Annotated in this window: 12 protein-coding genes and 1 other RNA gene; 1 reads left to right on the forward strand and 12 read right to left on the reverse strand. The window is 53.0% G+C overall.

What is annotated here, in order from left to right; translation table 11 throughout:
• Positions 1–86: 86 nt before the first annotated feature.
• The 4 genes from M3G15_RS06785 to M3G15_RS06800 all read right to left on the reverse strand — a co-directional run bounded on the left by M3G15_RS06785 (position 87) and on the right by M3G15_RS06800 (position 2,347).
• Positions 87–854: a lytic transglycosylase domain-containing protein gene (locus tag M3G15_RS06785; RefSeq protein ID WP_260070457.1), complete on the reverse strand. Its 768-nt coding sequence runs from the start codon at positions 852–854 to the stop codon at positions 87–89.
• A gap of 187 nt (positions 855–1,041) precedes the next feature.
• Positions 1,042–1,452 carry a hypothetical protein gene (locus M3G15_RS06790; protein WP_260070458.1) on the reverse strand — a complete coding sequence of 137 codons (411 nt, stop codon included), beginning with the start codon at positions 1,450–1,452 and terminating at the stop codon, positions 1,042–1,044.
• A gap of 29 nt (positions 1,453–1,481) precedes the next feature.
• Positions 1,482–1,736: a DUF1540 domain-containing protein gene (locus M3G15_RS21645; RefSeq protein ID WP_397376595.1), complete on the reverse strand. Its 255-nt coding sequence runs from the start codon at positions 1,734–1,736 to the stop codon at positions 1,482–1,484.
• A gap of 107 nt (positions 1,737–1,843) precedes the next feature.
• The gene (locus tag M3G15_RS06800; protein ID WP_009225564.1) at positions 1,844–2,347 is read right to left on the reverse strand and encodes a YpuI family protein; all 504 of its coding nucleotides are present in this window, start codon (positions 2,345–2,347) and stop codon (positions 1,844–1,846) included.
• Between the two features lie 158 nt (positions 2,348–2,505).
• On the opposite strand from M3G15_RS06800, the gene M3G15_RS06805 reads away from it, so the two are divergent.
• Positions 2,506–4,446, forward strand: a complete 1,941-nt coding sequence (locus M3G15_RS06805; protein WP_260070459.1) for a S8 family peptidase — start codon at positions 2,506–2,508, stop codon at positions 4,444–4,446.
• Positions 4,447–4,535: 89 nt separating this feature from the next.
• Here M3G15_RS06805 and rnpB read toward each other — a convergent pair.
• The 8 genes from rnpB to glyQ form a co-directional block, all read right to left on the reverse strand.
• Positions 4,536–4,948, reverse strand: an RNA gene (gene rnpB, locus M3G15_RS06810) — RNase P RNA component class A.
• A 120-nt stretch (positions 4,949–5,068) separates the two neighbouring features.
• Positions 5,069–6,184: a Nif3-like dinuclear metal center hexameric protein gene (locus M3G15_RS06815; RefSeq protein WP_009225562.1), complete on the reverse strand. Its 1,116-nt coding sequence runs from the start codon at positions 6,182–6,184 to the stop codon at positions 5,069–5,071.
• On the reverse strand, positions 6,160–6,921 hold the full coding sequence (locus M3G15_RS06820; protein WP_036645658.1) for a tRNA (adenine(22)-N(1))-methyltransferase: 762 nt from the start codon (positions 6,919–6,921) through the stop codon (positions 6,160–6,162). The genes M3G15_RS06815 and M3G15_RS06820 overlap by 25 nt, the downstream gene beginning before the upstream one ends.
• A 317-nt stretch (positions 6,922–7,238) precedes the next feature.
• Positions 7,239–8,363 carry an RNA polymerase sigma factor RpoD gene (rpoD, locus tag M3G15_RS06825; RefSeq protein WP_009225560.1) on the reverse strand — a complete coding sequence of 375 codons (1,125 nt, stop codon included), beginning with the start codon at positions 8,361–8,363 and terminating at the stop codon, positions 7,239–7,241.
• Between the two features lie 46 nt (positions 8,364–8,409).
• Complete coding sequence (gene dnaG / locus M3G15_RS06830) at positions 8,410–10,233, reverse strand: DNA primase (protein ID WP_260070460.1); 1,824 nt, start codon at positions 10,231–10,233, stop codon at positions 8,410–8,412.
• Between the two features lie 101 nt (positions 10,234–10,334).
• Complete coding sequence (locus M3G15_RS06835) at positions 10,335–10,784, reverse strand: YaiI/YqxD family protein (protein WP_036645591.1); 450 nt, start codon at positions 10,782–10,784, stop codon at positions 10,335–10,337.
• A gap of 154 nt (positions 10,785–10,938) precedes the next feature.
• Complete coding sequence (glyS, locus tag M3G15_RS06840) at positions 10,939–13,020, reverse strand: glycine--tRNA ligase subunit beta (protein ID WP_260070461.1); 2,082 nt, start codon at positions 13,018–13,020, stop codon at positions 10,939–10,941.
• A complete protein-coding gene (gene glyQ / locus M3G15_RS06845) occupies positions 13,013–13,900 on the reverse strand; it encodes a glycine--tRNA ligase subunit alpha (RefSeq protein WP_036645656.1) in 888 nt (295 codons plus the stop codon). The genes glyS and glyQ overlap by 8 nt, the downstream gene beginning before the upstream one ends.
• Positions 13,901–14,182: the final 282 nt, after the last annotated feature.

The raw sequence follows: 14,182 nt of genomic DNA on the forward strand, positions 1-14,182 counted from the left end.
AAAAACGCGTATACCCGAAATCACCGCGATCGGAGCGTTTTCCCTTTGATCTTTCGAATCATGTACTACTCAATTTTTATAACCAATTAAGCCTCGTATTTCGCTTGCGCTCGCATAATCTTGGCAATATAGCCCTGCGTCTCCTGCGGCAGCAAATGGAACTTCTCCATCAGTTGCTCATCGTTGCTGATTCCCAGCCGCTGCAGTCTGCCCGGTCCGGCATTGTAGGCCGCAAGAGCCGTTTTGATATCCCCGCCGTAACGGTGGATTTGATAAGACAAATATTTGGTGCCTCCGTCGATATTCTGCGCCGGATCAAACGGATCGCTGACCCCCAGCCCTTTCGCCGTAGCGTCCATCAACTGCATCAGACCTTTGGCACCGGCGGACGATACCGCCTGCGGATTAAAGGACGACTCCGTCGCAATCACCGCTTTGATCAGGCTTTCCGGCACTCCATATCGCGCACTAGCCTGGGCAATCAAAGACTGCAAATTGGCTATACCCTCCGCCTCCTGCCCCGGGACATCCCCTACCGTCTCTGCCGCAGCGGCCGTCAAGTAATTGGGAAGCATCTCTGCGAAGACTCCGTCCAACGATTCCCCAGAGTCAATACCAGCAGAATACAGATACCCTTGAAGCGACGCTAACAAAGATTGAGTATCGGCATTGGATTCGGTCTCAGGTGACGATTTCTCGCCCTGTTCCGCCAACATCAACTCCTGAAGCAATATATCAAACAACGAGCCGTCCGTATCACCGGTTACCCGCTCAGATGACGATTGTTGCAAGTTTAATGGGTTTAAAGACTGAAGCTGAATCAGCTGTTCCACCGTTCGCGGATCGATTTGCATGCGTTATAAGCTCCTTATCGAGGAATAACTAGTTCAATGCCTATATTTTACACGCAATCCGCGACTCATACCACCCTTTTTCGATAAAAGCTGCAGAAAAGAAAAGGCCAACGCCCTAAAGATGACGTTAGCCGATTGATATGACGGTCATGATTCCATCGCCACCAGCAGCCCCATCGGACGACTGTTAGCGGGTAAACGGCATCAGTACAAAGTAGCTTAACGTGGATACGAGCCCTAGGCCGATCGCCCAAGCTCCGGATGTTTTGTTGCCTTGGCTGTAGGCATAGAAGCCCATAACCGCAGCCAGCGGACCTAGAATAATCGACCATAAGAACAACGAGGCGATCCCTAAACCAACGCCGACGTAACCTACGGTACGTCCCGCCGTATTGGCGTTATCCGCAAGTTCGGTCCGGGAGGCATCGTGAGGTTCTTCGGATCTTTCACTGCGGACCACGTTACCGCTGAACGTCCCCGCCGGCGTGACCTCGGCCGCATACTCCTCACGGTGCTCACGATTTACTTTACGCGGATAGTCGGTGCGGCTTTTTTCGGCCGATTTTTTGTGCGGTTTGTCTGCTTTGGTATCCGTCATCTGAAGCACCTCCTTGAAATGTGTTTTCCTTACGACGATTTGGACTTAGGTTTAAACGTATGGCAGCAAGTGGAAGCGGACGATGAAGCGGTATCTCGGTGTTCCGTATCAAACGTTTCGCCGGCGAACTCTGCCGAATAACGGCTCTTCGCATGCTGATCGACATCGATCATAATGACGTCGGCATTGCACACGTTTTTCTCTCCCCAATAGGTGCAGTTGGATACGCTACATTTAACTATGGGTTTTTCCCCATTTGGCATATTGATCACCTCGCGTATCATTTTCTCCCCGGCCTGATTCCCTTATGCGCCGCACAATTAGCAAATCGTTCCCAAAAATAAAAAGATGCCGTGATCGCGGCATCTTGTCGTTTCATTTCATCCATCATTTATTTGGCGGAACGGTTTAATCGTAATTGGGTTAAATAATCGCTTTCATAATAATTTAGATCGTCCCGCAATTCCTCAAAAATCCCCGTGATATCCAGCACGATGTCGCGCGCCGCGCGAACCGGCTTCTTACGGAATCGAATGGCATCCTGCCCGGTATAAGCGTATCTGCCATCTTCGGAATAGCTTTCATTTTTAGGATAGAAGAAGTTATTAACGCAGTCATGGTACACATGGTATAGCACTTTCTCAGCAGCTTCGTCGTCAAAGGTTCCGCGACGGAGGGCAACGCCCAGCTTCTCGTAGCAAACCTCACTGAACACAAGCAGGTGACGCAGATCTGACAAAAATCCTTGGTAAAACAATACTCTGTCTTCGTCTTGGCCTTCCATAAGCTGCGGCAGAGAATGTTGGTTCAAGAACGTTTCAAGCTTCTCCACCGCTTGTTTTAATTTCTCTCGAGTGGTTTCACACAGCTGCCTGATGTTATTGGCTTGTGGCATGCGAACAATTCTCCTTCACCTGTAATGATCGGTATAGTCATTATCGAAATTATCGTAACACAATTTTACAGAATACGGTATCCCTCAAGAATAAAATCAGAGACATCACCTCACGCTATGGCTATGGACATTGGACACATGTTAAAGGAGGTTAACTGATGAACTGGCGCAGATGGACCGCTTTGGGGTTAACGGGTGCTGCGGCGGTAGCTGCGGTTTCGCTTCTTCTCCCATCCGCGGACAATGACAAGACAACTCCACGGAAATCCGTAACTCAGCTAACCGTGCCAAAGCCGGCGGAGGAGCAGAAATTAAAGCAAAGCATGCTGAAACGGGATATGACCGCAACCGAACGGTTATCTCGGATGGACGCTCGGGGGCATCTTCGTTCGCTTGCGGCAAGCTCTCCCGGCAGCATAGGTGACAAGCTGCAAGATGCCGCGCAGAAATTGCAGAAGGATCATAAGCATTTTCAGGCGATCCTCTGGTACGATGCCACAAAAGGGCAAACCCGGCAGTTTCGGCGGGAGGATTTTAAACCGGATCCGGCTGTAAGTAAGCAGCTCAACACCTATTTGGGTTACGCGAAAAAAGCGTTAAGCAAATCAAGCAGTTATGAATCGCCTTCCTTCCCAGAGAAGCAGCCGAAATATTTCATTGCTGCAGAGCCGGTGAAGGGCAAAAAGCAAGGGATTATCGCAGTAATGGATATCGGAATCTTAGGGCGGGTGCAGGATCACCAGCATAAAAACCTGCGTTTGATTCCTTATCCGAAGGAAGGCAAATTCAAGGTAGAATCGGTGCATGCGGACACGCTGAAAGACATTACGGTGAAGACGGGGCATGACAACGAAAAAGCAAGCCATTACTACGAGAACGAAATCGTTGTAATGTTCCACAGCAAGCCAACAGACGAGCAAATAAAGCAGATTTTGGCCGACATCTCCGGCAAACCGCCGCGGAAGCTGAACAGCACCTACATCTTCCGTTCGGACACGATGAGCATGAATCAGCTGAAGCAATATTTTCAAAATAAATGGCAGCCAAAGTATATCGAGCCGCATTATCTCTATCTGACCAATGAAAACGGCGACAGCATTTGGGACGATCCGGAGAGCTACTATTACAAAGACGATAAGGTAGCTGGCACCGAAGATAATCCCGAGATTCCAAACGATTTGCTGTTCTCCGAATACCAATGGAATCTGCCGATTATCGAGACGAACCGCGGCTGGAAATTGTCGAAGGGCAGCAACGACGTGATCGTAGGGGTCGTGGATACCGGCGTGGATCTGACGCACCCTGATCTGCAGGGCCGATTGCTGAAGGGCTACAACGTGATCGAACCGGACAAGGAGCCTACCGATGATGTTGGGCATGGCACGCATGTGGCGGGCATCATTTCCGCCAATGTGAACAATGGCGAAGGGATCGCCGGCATGATGTGGGGCGGCAAAATATTGCCGGTGAAGGCGCTAGACAAATCCGGTTCAGGCACAACGTATTCGGTGGCCCAGGGCATCATTTGGGCGACGGACCACGGCGCTAAAGTGATTAATATGAGCCTTGGCAACTACGCCGATGCCCAGTTTTTGCATGAAGCGATCAAGTACGCATATGAGCGGGATGTGGTGCTGATTGCGGCTACAGGGAACGATAATACCGAACGTCCAGGGTACCCTGCCGCTTATCCTGAAGTGTTGTCCGTGTCGGCAACCGACTATAACATGCAGAAAGCTTCCTTCTCCAATTACGGCGATTACATCGACGTGATGGCCCCAGGTGAAAGCATCGCCAGCACCTATCCGGATAATCAGTATGCCGCGTTATCCGGGACATCGATGGCGAGCCCGCACGTCGCAGCTCTCGCTGCTCTGATCCGATCGGTGAATCCAGACCTGAAGAACACCGAGGTCATGGACATTATCCGGAAGAACGTCATCGATCTTGGTGAAAAAGGTCGGGACAAATATTACGGGTACGGGCAGATCGACGTCTATGCCGCGTTGCAGGCTGCTGGTGGCAGTGCAGCTCCGCTGCAGTTCTGGCCGCAGTCAGTCCAACGTAAAATGGAGCGTGCGGTGGATCGCGTCAAATAACTTCCTAAACCAAAAGCCTCCGCATCGCTGGAAGTTCATCCAAGCGATGCGGAGGCTTTGACATTGATATAAGTCATGTTCCCTTTAGTGATGAAAGTTTGCCATAAGCCGGGTTCTGTACTCGTTGCGGTATAACGGGAACCACCCTCCCGCCTTGAGTGACAATCATCTATCTAGGCCGCACATTACTGAGCGGCTCCAGCAACCAACCCGGACGCGCCTCGGGCAAAGGCCGCTTCGCAAAGAAGCTGCGTCCCATTAGGTCTTGCTCCAGGTGGGGTTTACCAGGAACGAAGTCGCCAGCGTTCCTCGGGGTCTCTTACACCTCGGTTCCATCCTTGCCTGTGACCCCTCCACGAAGTGGAGAAGTCCATCGGCGGTCCATTTCTGTGGCACTATCCTTCAGCTCGCGCTGACTGGACGTTATCCAGCACCCTGCCCTGTGGAGCCCGGACTTTCCTCCCGCGGCTTTGCAGCCGCCGGCGATTGTCTGTCAAACTTTCGTAAGGCAACACTAGTTAGTATACAGACATTGCCGTCCGCTGACAAGAGCGCTTTTCCGGTAAGGCTGACGTTTCCTGCCAGCTTTGGAGACGGATATTCGTAGGTCCCAGACGCCCTTTTACATAAATCGAAACGGCTCGGTGTTGACCTGGGAAGCATGTACCCGGGTTGCATATTTGTCTTCGCTTAATTTTTCAGTCAGCCAAGCAGCAACGCGAGGCTTCATGATCTTCTCCGCATTATGCCCCGGGTCGACGATCGCAACCCCTGCCATCCAGGCATCCTGTGCGGTATGGTAATCTACGTCCCCGGTGACGAGCACGTCCGCCCCGCGGAATTGGGCATTTTTCCAATACCGTCCGCCTGAACCGCCCAAGACTGCAGCTTTGCGAATCGGCCGGTCCAAATCCCCGACAACTCGAACCATCGGCACGTCCAGTCGCTCTTTGACGCGCTGCACGAAGTCCCGGAGCGTAACAGGCTCCGTTAGCTTCCCAACCCGTCCAAGTCCAAAAGTGCGCCCCTTCAAATCCATAGGATACAGATCATAGGCTACCTCTTCATACGGATGCTGCTTCAGCATCGCTTGAATGACCTTGTTGCGCAGGCTCTGCGGCACAACGGTTTCGATGCGTACCTCCTCGACCCGCTCCAGCTTGCCTTGGCTGCCGATATACGGGGCGGTCCCTTCTCCCGGCTTAAACGTGCCGAAGCCTTCGAGGTTGAAGCTGCAGTGGCTGTAGTTACCGATGTGGCCTGCCCCTGCGTTCAACATCGCCTGAAGCACCGGCTCGTGGTGATCCTTGGGCACAAATACGACCAGTTTATACAGGTTGTCCGTATGCACATCTTCAAGCGAACCGGCGCTTTCGATGCCCAGTGCTTCCGCCATCCAGTCGTTCATCCCGCCGTCCGTGACGTCGAGGTTCGTATGCGCGATATATACCGCGATATCGTTTTTGATCAGCTTCTCGTACACCTTGCCCATCGGCGTGTCGCTCTGCAAATGAGCCAGCGGACGATAAATGATGGCATGATGGGCGACAATCAGATCCGCCTCTAAGGCAATTGCCTCGTCTACAACCTCCTCATTCACGTCCAATGCTACGAGCACGCCCCGAATTTCCTTCTGCAGGCTGCCTAGTTGGAGGCCAATTTTGTCCCCCTCCATCGCCACATGCTTAGGAGCCAGCTGCTCCATGTATTGCACTACTGTTTGTCCTTTGGCAAACATGCCAGCACCTCCTTTAACTGCTCCGATAACCGGGTAAGCTCCGCTTCCTTCTGACGGGATGCCTCCAGCGTTGAGGAAGCCACCGACCGGCGGATCCCCTCCAGCTTACGAAGCTCTGATTCCCATTTCCTGAAAAAGACTTCATTGGGGGCCGCGGTTAATCGAGGCCCCATCATGAGCAGGAGCTCGCGAGTCAAGCTGACCCGGCCTCCCGCCAGCTGGCGTTCACGGTACAGCTCAGCGTTCCGGACCTCGGCATCCGGCTGGGCTTCGGCCATCAGCACTTCGTAAATTTTGCCGTCCTCCTCCAAGATCGCCTCTTCGGCCAAATACCAATCGTGCTCGAGCAACCAGCGGCGGACAAATTCTCCGCCAACGTTCGGCTGCAGCACGAGCCGCTTGACACCGGCCAGCTTCGCTTGGCCGGCATCGAGAATGGAGGAGATCAGCGCCCCGCCCATCCCGGCGATGGTGATCACGTCAACTTCGCCGGGTGCAATCACGGCGAGTCCGTCCCCTTTGCGGACAGAGATCCGCGCCGTCTCCCCGGCTTCAGCCACCTGACGGCGTGCCGCTTCCAGCGGGCCGTCGTTCACTTCGCCGGCGACGGCGAAGACCGCTTGTCCACTGCGCACGGCAGCCACGGGCAGCAGCGCGTGGTCTGAACCGATATCGGCAAACCGGCATCCGGCCGGAAGCCAGTCGGCAATAAGCTGCAATCTAGCTGACAATTTCATGTCGTTATCCACACCACCCATTTTTTCCTTAATTCACAACAATAGCAGATATGCCACATAGCGATCGATAATAAAGTGCCAGGGCATCACATACCGCGGAAAGCAGCTCCACAGCGATTTGCAATGCCCAGGGAAAAACGGTAAAATAAAAAACAATAAAGAAAAAGAAGGAAATTATTCCAAAAGAAAGGGACGACGCTTAACGGACATCAGAGCCGTTATCGACCTGCTTCCGGGTCTACGTCCATAAAGCGCCGCTGTAACAAAAATGACCTTGCTGCTTGGCTGCAGAAGGTCAAGATTGCAGGCGATGACGCCTATTCGAGGAAGTCCTTCAACCGCTTGCTGCGGCTAGGATGGCGCAGCTTACGGAGCGCTTTCGCTTCGATTTGCCGGATACGCTCCCGCGTTACGCCGAAGACTTTCCCCACTTCCTCAAGGGTTCTTGTACGTCCGTCGTCCAGTCCAAACCGTAAACGGAGCACGTTCTCTTCGCGTTCAGTGAGCGTGTCCAGTACATCCTCCAGCTGTTCTTTCAGCAGCTCGTAAGCCGCTGCGTCGGCTGGCGCCAAGGCTTCCTGGTCTTCGATAAAGTCGCCAAGATGGGAGTCGTCCTCTTCCCCGATCGGCGTTTCCAGCGAAACCGGCTCTTGGGCGATCTTCATGATCTCCCGGACCTTCTCCACGCTAAGATCCATCTCCGCAGCGATTTCTTCCGGAGCAGGTTCGCGTCCCAGCTCTTGCAGCAGCTGCCGGGATACCCGAATCAGCTTGTTGATCGTTTCGACCATATGAACCGGAATCCGAATCGTTCGGGCCTGGTCGGCAATCGCACGGGTAATGGCCTGACGGATCCACCAGGTGGCATAGGTACTGAATTTGAAGCCTTTCTTGTGGTCGAATTTCTCCACGGCTTTAATCAAGCCCATATTTCCTTCTTGGATCAAGTCCAAGAACAGCATGCCGCGACCAACATAACGTTTGGCGATGCTGACAACCAACCGCAGGTTGGCTTCAGCCAAGCGCCGCTTTGCCTCTTCGTCCCCGTTTTCGATCCGTTTGGCCAGCTCCATTTCGTCGTCCGCCGACAGCAGCGGGACACGTCCGATTTCCTTCAGATACATCCGAACTGGATCGTTAATCTTGATTCCCGGAGGAAGCGAGAGGTCGTCGTCATAATTAAAATCATCGTCATGCGAGTCGTCTCCATCGCCGCGGCTCCGATGATCATCGTCGCCGTCACCGGTAATATCGATGCCGAGATCGGCCAATTGTTCAAAAAACTCGTCCATTTGCTCGGGATCCTGATCGAATGGCGAAAGCTTCTCCATAATTTCTTTATAAGTTAAGGATGATCTTTTCTTCCCTTGTTCGATCAATTGATCCCTTACCTGATCCAAGGTGAGTTCCGTTTCTAGTTCAGTATGTTGTTCATTCGTCATTTCTGGCTCCCTCCTCCCTAGAAACATCATCGAAAGTCCGTTCGTCTTACTGTCTCTCTAGGGCAATAATCTCACTTGCAATTTGCGCCGCACGCAAATAGTCACCGGCCCGTTCGGCCGAAACCATTTCCTCTTTCTTACGTTTGATCTGCTCCAGCAGCGGCACCTTCTGAATTTCACGGATACAATCGTCCAGCTCCTGTGTTGTCCATTCGGCCGGTGTATCCATCATCGCGATCGAGATGACCGTCTGCTCTAGCCGCTCATCTTGAAGTGAGGAAATGAAACGGCTGGCATCCGGGGGTTTCCCTTGCGCGTAATAGGCGTATAGATAAGCGGCAATCGCCACATGATCTTCGATGTTAAAGTTCGTCCCAAGGCGTTCGCCTACATAGCGGGACACCTCTTCGTCCTGCAGCATGAATGAAAGCAGTCTCCGTTCCGCCACATGAAAAGCGGGCAGCAACGTCGGCATGGATGCCTGCCCTTTTTTATGCCTACCATTATTCCACCTTTCGGGCTTATTATCCCCGGCATTTGCCTTTTTTTGCATAGCCGTTCTCAGCTCGTTACACTCTTGCTTCAAGCTGTCGAAGGACACCTGCAATTCGGCGGAGAGCTCCTTCAAATAAATTTCGCGTTCGCTTGGGGAGGAGAGCGCCGCAATAATCGGCATCGCCTCTTTGATATAAGCGATCTTTCCGTCTTCTTCTAGCAGTATATGGTTTTTTCTCAGATATATAAGCCTAAATTTAACGGAAGATACCGCACCATCCAAAACTTGATGGCGGAACCGTTCGGCTCCGTACTTTTGGATAAATTCATCAGGGTCCAGCCCTTCGCTGAGCATTGCGATTTTTACCTGGGAGAATCCTGCGCCTTCGAGGATCGGGATGCTCTTTAAGGCTGCAGCCTGACCGGCGGAGTCTCCGTCATAGCAGACCAATACCTCATCGGCAAGGCTCCGCATGATCGCCGCATGGTGTTCCGTCAAAGCGGTCCCCATGGTGGCGACACCGTTGTGAACTCCGGCTTCCCATGCGCTGATGACATCGCCGTAACCCTCAAACAGGACGATTTGGCCCGTCTTGCGGATCTCGTTCTTGGCTTGATGCAAATTGTAAAGAACACGGCTCTTCGTAAACAGCTTACTTTCCGGCGAATTTAAGTATTTCGGTTGCCCGTCGCCGAGCACTCTGCCCGCAAACGCAATCACTTTGCCGTTTCGGTTGTGCAATGGGAAGATGACCCGGTCGCGGAAGCGATCCACGTAACCGGAACCGTCCTGCTTCGATGACAGCAATCCACCCTTCTCCATCGTTTCCAGATTAAATGATCTCTTGTCCAAAAACTGGACGAGCGTATCCCATCTGGCGGGTGCGTAACCAATCTGGAACGTATCGATGGCCTTGTCGGTAAAGCCGCGGGATTTCAAATATTCCATCGCCGGCTTTCCGTATTCGGTGTTCTTGAGCAAATAATGATAAAGCTTGGAGGACCACTCATGGGCCTGCAGCAGCTCTTCCAACTCCCGGTTACGCGGGGTATCGGCGTAACCTCTGCCCTTATCCTCGTAAGGGATATGCGCCTCGTCCGCCATGATTCTGACAGCTTCGGGAAAGGTTAATCCTTCGATTTCCATCCTGAATTTGATGGCATTTCCGCCTTTGCCGCAGCCATAGCAATGGAAAATTTGGCGTTCGGGTGTGACTGTAAACGACGGGGTCTTCTCCGAATGGAACGGGCATAACCCCTTCAAATACTTCCCCTGCTTCGTTAGATGAACGTGCTTGCTGACCGTATCGACGATATCGTGCTGACGCAGAACCGCCTCGATGACTTCCTCCGGAATGCCACGCCCGGTACTCATCCAAATCACCTTCATCTTTCACGCGTGAGTATCGCTCAAAATGTCAAAAGCACCGACATTTTGCTGCTCTCGGGTGACACGTAAATAGTAATTCGCTAAAACTATACATTCTCCTGCAAACGAATCAAAAGTTTTGACAAAGCGTCCGTAAACCGCTCACGGTCCTCGATGGTAAAAGGCTTGGGGCCCTTGGCGCGGTGCCCTGCCCGCCTTGCTTTCGCATGGTGATGACGGCGTTCGAGCAAATAGTCGATATTTCCCGGATGGTAGATATCGCCGCGCGGAGATATCCCGTGACAATCTCTCGCAATGATCAATGCCGCCAGCCCGTAGTCCTGGGTCACAACGATATCGCCCTTCTCTACATGAGCGGCGATATACATATCCGCGCTTTGTCCGCTGCGATCAACCTGGACAACCGTCACTCCCGGCTCCGGCTGCAGAACATGATCATATGAGGCCACCATGATCACAGGTACACCAAATCTGCCGGCCGTTTCGACAATTTCAGCCTTGACCGGACAGGAATCCCCATCGACGACGATCCGCATCCACCACGCCTCCATGTATTACAATATAACCTCGAAATGCCTGAATCTAAACAAGACCGTGCCGAAACTCATCGATATGTGCCGAATAGCGATGGATGGCTGACGGCAAGCCCTTCGCTTGCCGTCAGCCACACTTTTGCTTCATTGCCTTCGATTATGCCCAAACCAGTTTGCCGAAATCGGCAAAGGCTTTGAGATCTTCATCAATAGCCGCCAGCAATGCCAACCGGTTCGTCCGGATCGCATCGTCCTCGGCCATAACCATGACGGCATCAAAGAAGACCGTAATCGCATCTTTTAACCCGCCGATCAGCTCCAGCGCACCAACCGCGTCGCGGGAAGCCAGCGTTTCCCGGTATTTATCCGAGATCGAACGCCATGCCTCATACAGCGCTTGCTCCGCCGGTTCGCTTAGCAGATCGGAGCGAACCTTCTCTCCGGTGGCTTTGGCCGCCAGGTTGCTGACCCGTCCAAACGATTCAACAGTTGCTTTGAACTCTTCCTTCGTATCCACCGCTTCCATTAACGCCTTGCCGCGAGCTACCGTGGAGACGACATCATCATAACCTGCCGACAGAACGGCATCCACGACGTCGTAGCGTAGGTTTTCGTCCGAAAGCGTCTTTCTGACACGCAAGCCAAAGAAATCCATCAGATCCTTCATGATTTCATCTTCGCTGCGTTTCAGCCCGCGGAATTGCTGATGCGTTTCCAGCGCCAGCTTGAAAATGTCAGTGAGCGAAACAGACAGCTTATGCTCCACAATGATCTGCACGATGCCGGCAGCCTGACGGCGCAGCCCGTACGGATCCTGAGAGCCGGTTGGAATGATCCCAATCGAGAAGCATCCAACAATCGTGTCGATTTTGTCAGCGATGCTGACGATCGAGCCAACGGTCGAAGCGGGTACGGCATCATCGGCAAATCGCGGCTGGTAATGCTCAAAGATCCCTTTCGCCACCACTTCCGGTTCGCCGGCTTTACGGGCATAATCTTCACCCATAACCCCTTGCAATTCAGGGAACTCGTAAACCATCTGGGTAACCAGGTCAAACTTACAAATTTCAGCCGTACGCGCAGCAGCTTCGGCCGTTCCGGTATCCGTCCTCAGCATCGCCGACAGCTTCTCCGTATTGCGACGGATGCGGCGCACTTTGTCCCCGATCGTGCCAAGCTCCTCATGGAACACGATGCTCTCCAGTTTAGACAACGCGTCCTTGATCGCCAGCTTCTGGTCTTCCTCATAGAAAAATTTCGCGTCGGACAAGCGGGCACGAAGCACCTTCTCGTTACCGCGGGCAATCACGTCCAGCGACGTGTTGTTCCCGTTACGCACTGTGACGAAGTAAGGAAGCAGGTTGCCTTGCGCATTCAGCACCGGGAAGTAGCGCTGATGCTCACGCATCGAGGTAATAAGCACTTCCTGCGGAATGTTCAGGAACGACTCCTCAAACGTACCATACAGCACCGTTGGCGTCTCGACCAAGAACAATACTTCCTCCAGCAAATCTTCTTTCACGGCGATATGCCAGCCTTTTTCTTTGGCCAAGGCTTCGATTTGGTTCTGAATCAAGGCTTGACGTTCATTGACGTCCGCGATCACGTGCTGGCTGCGCAGCGTTTCCACATAGGCTGCAGGCTCTTCGATCACCGTTTCCGTTCCAAGGAACCGGTGTCCCCGCGTAACATTGCCGGACTTCACCCCGGCGATTTCCAGCTCGATAACGTCTTTGCCGAACAACGCAACCAGCCAGCGAATCGGGCGAACGAACTTAAAGTCGTAATTCCCCCAACGCATGTTCTTCGGAAAATTCATCGCCTGCAAAATGCCCAGCAATCCCTCGGCAAGAAGACTGGACGTCTCTACGCCCATCCGGCTTTTGCTGACATAAACATACTCCGTGCCGCCAACCTCACGGAACGTAAACTGTTCCGGGCTGGCACCCTGGCTGCGGGCAAAGCCAAGCGCCGCTTTACTCCACTGTCCGTTTTCATCCAGGGCGATTTTACGCGAAGGCCCTTTAACCTCCTCATGCACGTCCTCTTGCTTCTCTGCCACGTCTTTGACGAGAACGGCCAATCGGCGAGGGGTCGCATAAGCTTCGACTGCTCCGTGCTGTATGACCGATTCCTCCAGCCATTTCACCGTCCGCTCCTTTAATTGCTCCATCGCAGCGCGGATAAACCGGGCCGGCATTTCTTCAAGTCCAATTTCAAACAGCAGGTCCTTAGCCACGTGCAGCACCCCCTTTCTGAAGCATCGGGAATCCAAGCTTCTCGCGTTCCTCCAAGTAAGTTGCGGCAACCTGACGGGCCAAATTCCGCACCCGCGTAATATACCCTGTCCGTTCGGTGACGCTGATCGCGCCGCGGGCATCCAGCAGGTTAAACGTATGCGAGCATTTCAACACATAATCGTAAGCCGGGTACACCAAATGCTGCTCCATCGCTTTGTTAGCTTCTTGCTCGTACATATTAAACAGCGTAAACAGCATTTTCACGTCAGAGATTTCAAACGTGTATTTGGAATGCTCATATTCGGCCTGATGGAAAACATCACCGTAAGTCGTGCCATCCACCCATTCGAGCTCAAACACGTTCTCCTTGTCTTGAATGTAGGAGGCCAGACGCTCCATCCCATAAGTGATTTCTACGGCTACCGGATTCGTTTCGATCCCGCCGACTTGCTGGAAGTAAGTAAACTGCGTGACTTCCATGCCGTCTAGCCAAACTTCCCAGCCGAGGCCCCATGCGCCCAAGCCCGGATGCTCCCAGTTGTCTTCGACAAACCGGATGTCATGCTCCAGCGGATTGATGCCCAGCCGTTTCAAACTTTCCAAGTAAATCTCCTGGATATTATCCGGCGACGGCTTCATGATCACCTGGAACTGATGGTGCTGGTACAGCCGGTTCGGGTTCTCCCCGTAACGCCCGTCCGCTGGACGCCGGGAAGGCTCCACGTAAGCCACATTCCACGGCTCAGGGCCAATCGAACGCAGGAAAGTCATCGGGTTCAGCGTACCGGCCCCTTTTTCCACGTCATACGGCTGCACGACGATGCAATTCTGTTCTGCCCAGAACTGCTGCAGCGTCAAAATCATTTGTTGAAAGTTGATACTCATGGCGAACCTCATCTCCTAACCTTCAGGTTTGTTCAGCAAGCATGGGCTAGAAGGGAGAAATAAAAAGCCCCCGCCTCTACGCCTGCTGTCAGACGTAGGGACGAGAGCTGTAAGAGGCCATTTCCTCATACTTATAAGTTCCCGCGGTTCCACCCTACTTGATTTGCCGCGGCCTCCTATCGGTGACCATTGCCGGCAAATCCGCTTTTCACGATCGGTTTGTGCTCCCGGGCTGCCGCTTCACAAGACCGTCTATCCGGGCTCCCACCCTCCCCG

The sequence above is a fragment of the Paenibacillus sp. p3-SID1389 genome, assembly GCF_025151705.1.
Classification (GTDB): Bacteria; Bacillota; Bacilli; order Paenibacillales; family Paenibacillaceae; genus Fontibacillus; species Fontibacillus phoenicis.